This window comes from Pseudoduganella sp. RAF53_2, assembly GCF_052113985.1.
Lineage (GTDB): Bacteria > Pseudomonadota > Gammaproteobacteria > Burkholderiales > Burkholderiaceae_D > Rugamonas.
Genome location: NZ_JBFRDW010000563.1, coordinates 1 through 4072, shown reverse-complemented (window position 1 = coordinate 4072; position 4072 = coordinate 1). Strand labels below are relative to the sequence as shown.

The following is a 4072-nucleotide window of genomic DNA, read 5'->3' as shown; positions in this document are numbered from 1 at the left end:
GCACCAACCCGCGCAAGATCATCCACATCGACATCGACCCGTCTTCCATTTCGAAGCGCGTCAAGGTCGACATTCCTATCGTCGGCAATGTGAAGGATGTGCTGATCGAACTGCTGTCCCAGTTGGACGCAGGCGACGCCAAGCCGAATGCACCGGCACTGAAAAAGTGGTGGGCGCAGATCGACGAATGGCGCGGCCGCAATTGTCTGGCCTATGCGACCTCGGATCTGGTGATCAAGCCGCAGCAGGTGGTCGAGTCGCTGTTCGACATCACCAAGGGCGACGCCTTCATCACTTCGGACGTGGGCCAGCACCAGATGTGGGCAGCGCAATACTACAAGTTCGACAAGCCGCGCCGCTGGATCAACTCCGGTGGCCTGGGCACCATGGGTGTCGGCCTGCCGTATGCCATGGGTGTGCAGATGGCTAACCCTGGCGCCACCGTGGCCTGCATCACGGGTGAAGGCTCGATCCAGATGAACATTCAGGAACTGGCCACCTGCAAGCAGTACCACCTGACGCCAAAGWTCATCCTGCTGAACAACCGCTTCCTTGGCATGGTTCGCCAGTGGCAGCAGATCGACTATGGTTCGCGCTACTCCGAGTCCTATATGGATTCGCTGCCGGACTTCGAGAAACTGGCCGAAGCCTATGGCCACGTGGGCATGCGCATCGAGAAACCGGGCGATGTGGAAGGCGCTTTGAAAGAAGCGTTCGGCATGAAGGACCGCCTGGTCTTCATGAACTTCATTACCGACCAGAGTGAAAACGTGTGGCCGATGGTGAAGGCTGGCAAGGGCCTCTCCGAAATGCTGCTTGGCTCGGAGGACCTGTAATCATGCGACACATTATCTCTGTACTGCTGGAAAACGAAGCCGGTGCACTGTCTCGCGTGGTAGGCCTGTTCTCGGCTCGCGGCTATAACATCGAGACGCTGACCGTGGCGCCGACCGAAGATGCGACCCTGTCCCGCATGACCATCGTGACCACCGGTTCCGATGACATCATCGAGCAGATCACCAAGCACCTGAACCGCCTGATTGAAGTGGTGAAGGTGGTGGACCTGACCGAAGGCCAGCACATCGAGCGCGAACTGATGCTGATCAAGGTGAGGGCGGTCGGCAAGGAGCGCGAAGAAATGAAGCGCACCGCCGACATCTTCCGCGGCCGCATCATCGACGTGACCGAAAAGACCTACACCATCGAGCTGACGGGCGCCAAATCGAAGCTGGACGCCTTCATCGATGCGATTGACCGTGCTGCGATCCTGGAGACCGTCCGTACCGGCGGCTCGGGCATCGGCCGCGGCGAACGCATCCTCAAAGTTTAATTAGACGAATTCACACCAAGGAATGACCATGAAAGTTTTCTACGACAAAGACGCTGACCTCTCCCTCATCAAAGGCAAGAACGTTGCCATCATCGGCTACGGTTCGCAGGGCCACGCCCACGCACAGAACCTGACCGACTCCGGCGTCAACGTGACCGTCGGCCTGCGCCGCGGTGGCGCCTCCTGGCAGAAGGTGGAGAAGGCCGGCCTGAAGGTCGCCGAAGTGAACGAGGCAGTGAAGACCGCCGACGTTGTGATGATCCTGCTGCCGGACGAGAACATCGCCCAGGTGTACAAGGAGAATGTCGAGSCGAACATCAAGCAGGGCGCGGTGCTGGCCTTCGCGCACGGCTTCAACGTGCACTACGGCCAGGTTGTGCCGCGCGCCGACCTGGACGTGATCATGGTGGCGCCGAAGGCCCCAGGCCACACCGTGCGCAACACCTACACCCAGGGTGGCGGCGTGCCGCACCTGGTGGCTGTGTACCAGGACAAGTCCGGCGCAGCGCGTGATATCGCTCTGTCGTATGCATCTGCAAACGGCGGCGGCAAGGCCGGCATCATCGAAACCAACTTCCGCGAAGAGACCGAGACCGACCTGTTCGGCGAACAGGCCGTGCTGTGCGGCGGTACCGTTGAACTGATCAAGGCTGGCTTTGAAACCCTGGTGGAAGCTGGCTACGCGCCGGAGATGGCTTACTTCGAGTGCCTGCACGAGCTGAAGCTGATCGTGGACCTGATCTACGAAGGCGGCATCGCCAACATGAACTACTCGATTTCCAACAACGCGGAATACGGCGAGTACGTGACCGGTCCGCGCGTGGTGACTGCGGACACCAAGGAAGCGATGCGCCAGTGCCTGCGCGACATCCAGACCGGCGAATACGCCAAGTCCTTCATCCTGGAGAACAAGGCTGGTGCGCCTACCCTGATTTCCCGTCGCCGCCTGACCGCGGAACACCAGATCGAAGAAGTTGGCGCCAAACTGCGTGCAATGATGCCGTGGATCGCCAAAAACAAATTGGTCGATCAGTCCAAGAACTGATTGTCCCAAGTACCAACTTCAACGGCCCTTCGGGGCCGTTTTTTTTATTCGCAAAGGATCGTGATACGGTTCTCCCCGGCCTTTTCTCCCTTGCGATAAGTGACGCTGCATTGCTGCGTATCGTCATCCAACCTGCGCGAGAGCGTCAACTGCCCATATTCGCCGTAAGCGCACTGAATCCACTTGCCTTCCAGAAGAGGGCCATCAAGCCGATAAACAAATGTCTCTTCGCCTTTGCGCTTGCGTACTGCATCTTCCACCAGGTGGCCCATCCCCTCTGGTGGAGTGACCATTGGTGCCGCGCTGTGCAGGTACAGCGGTGATTCCGCATAAAACTGCCAACCTGCGGGAGGCGCCAACCTGATCGCCTCCGCGGGCAGCGAACGAGGGCACTCAACGATGTCCGGAATTGGCCATGCCAATGCCGGCGCCAGGCATGCAATTCCTGCATAAACTGAGCGTGCGTTCATTCGATCACCGAGAACGCGTCAGCATTGTTACTCGGGCGGATAAAGTTACCTTGCTTGTCGCGCCCTAGCGACTTTATGAATCGTTTGGTGATTATCCCGTTTTTCTTTCCCTTCCATTGGTCCATGACGTAAATGCCGCCAAGTCCGTCACCCATATAGAGAGCAGCATGATTGCCATGATTCCGGTTTGGATAGCGTCCGTTGACGAAGGTCGCAATTGCAGTGCCAACCTTGACAGCGCTATTGCCCACTACTGCATCGCCTTGATGCCAGGCGAGGGTGACGGGAGCTCCCGCGTAGGTGCGGACAAGTGCGACACATTGGTGGTTGCCGACCATGGGTTTCGCCTGTAAGTCGGCGGCGGCTGAGCATACGTAAGCCATTTGCCTCTCCTGTTGTGAGGGAACAGGCAAATGACTTTATCGTTGACTTACGCTGCGCGTTTTGGCGCAGCGCAAGGGATGAGGGATTAGCGGAGGGCTTCGGTGAGGACGCGGCCTTCGGCGCCGGYTGGTGGGCGCACGTGCAGCAGGAAGGACAGGGTAGGGGCGATGTCGACCACTTCGGCGTACTGGGAGTAGGCACCCGGCTTGATCCACTGTTTGCCCATCACCATCAGCGGCACGTTGGTGTCGTAAGCGTATGGCGCGCCGTGCGAGGTGCCGCTGGTGCCGCTGCCGAAGTACCAGTATGGATCGGTGACGACCATCAGGTCGCCCGAGCGCTCGCGGTTCCAGGCACGGCGCATCAGGGTTGCGATGCGGGTGCCGCCGACTGCGCCGTTTTCGAACTGGGTGCGGGTGTAGACGTCGGCGATGCCTTTCTGGGCCAGCAGCCAGCGTGCGGCCACGTTCTCTACTTCTTCGCGCGACAGCTTGCCGGCTGCGATCTGCTGGTAGTTCAGCTGGATGTTCGGCATTACGTAAGCGTTGACCATCTGGTCGATGCCGTATTTGCCCGTCAGATAAGCATTCAGGTCACCGATCAGCTTTTTCGGATCGATACGCTGCGCTTCGATATGCTGGGTGCCGGACGAGAATTCAGGCACGTTCGGGAAGCCGTGGTCGGCGGTCAGCACCACCAGCACATTGTCCATGCCGATGCGCTTGTCCAGGTAGGTGAAGAAGCCCGCCAGCATGCGGTCCAGGCGCTGCAGGTGATCATGCGACAGCGCGCTCTCCGGACCGAAGCCGTGGTTCACCAGGTCATGTGCGGACAGGCTCACAC

6 protein-coding genes are annotated in these 4072 nt (G+C 59.3%); 3 read left to right on the top strand and 3 right to left on the bottom strand.

Annotated features, from left to right (window positions below):
* The 3 genes from AB4Z11_RS25375 to ilvC form a co-directional block, all read left to right on the top strand.
* On the top strand, window positions 1-836 hold an 836-nt coding region (locus AB4Z11_RS25375; protein ID WP_442028556.1), incomplete at its 5' end, for a thiamine pyrophosphate-dependent enzyme.
* Window positions 837-838: 2 nt separating this feature from the next.
* Window positions 839-1330 (top strand): acetolactate synthase small subunit, encoded by a 492-nt coding sequence (gene ilvN / locus AB4Z11_RS25370; protein WP_395400386.1) that lies wholly within the window; start codon window positions 839-841, stop codon window positions 1328-1330.
* 28 nt (window positions 1331-1358) lie between these two features.
* Window positions 1359-2375 (top strand): ketol-acid reductoisomerase, encoded by a 1017-nt coding sequence (ilvC, locus tag AB4Z11_RS25365; protein WP_442028555.1) that lies wholly within the window; start codon window positions 1359-1361, stop codon window positions 2373-2375.
* A gap of 44 nt (window positions 2376-2419) precedes the next feature.
* Here ilvC and AB4Z11_RS25360 read toward each other — a convergent pair whose 3' ends face one another.
* The 3 genes from AB4Z11_RS25360 to AB4Z11_RS25350 all read right to left on the bottom strand — a co-directional run.
* Window positions 2420-2845 carry an STY0301 family protein gene (locus tag AB4Z11_RS25360; protein ID WP_442028553.1) on the bottom strand — a complete coding sequence of 142 codons (426 nt, stop codon included), beginning with the start codon at window positions 2843-2845 and terminating at the stop codon, window positions 2420-2422.
* On the bottom strand, window positions 2842-3228 hold the full coding sequence (locus AB4Z11_RS25355; RefSeq protein ID WP_442028552.1) for a BPSL0067 family protein: 387 nt from the start codon (window positions 3226-3228) through the stop codon (window positions 2842-2844). The genes AB4Z11_RS25360 and AB4Z11_RS25355 overlap by 4 nt, the downstream gene beginning before the upstream one ends.
* Before the next feature lie 86 nt (window positions 3229-3314).
* A partial coding sequence (locus AB4Z11_RS25350; protein ID WP_442028550.1) for an alkaline phosphatase family protein occupies window positions 3315-4072 on the bottom strand: 758 nt, incomplete at its 5' end.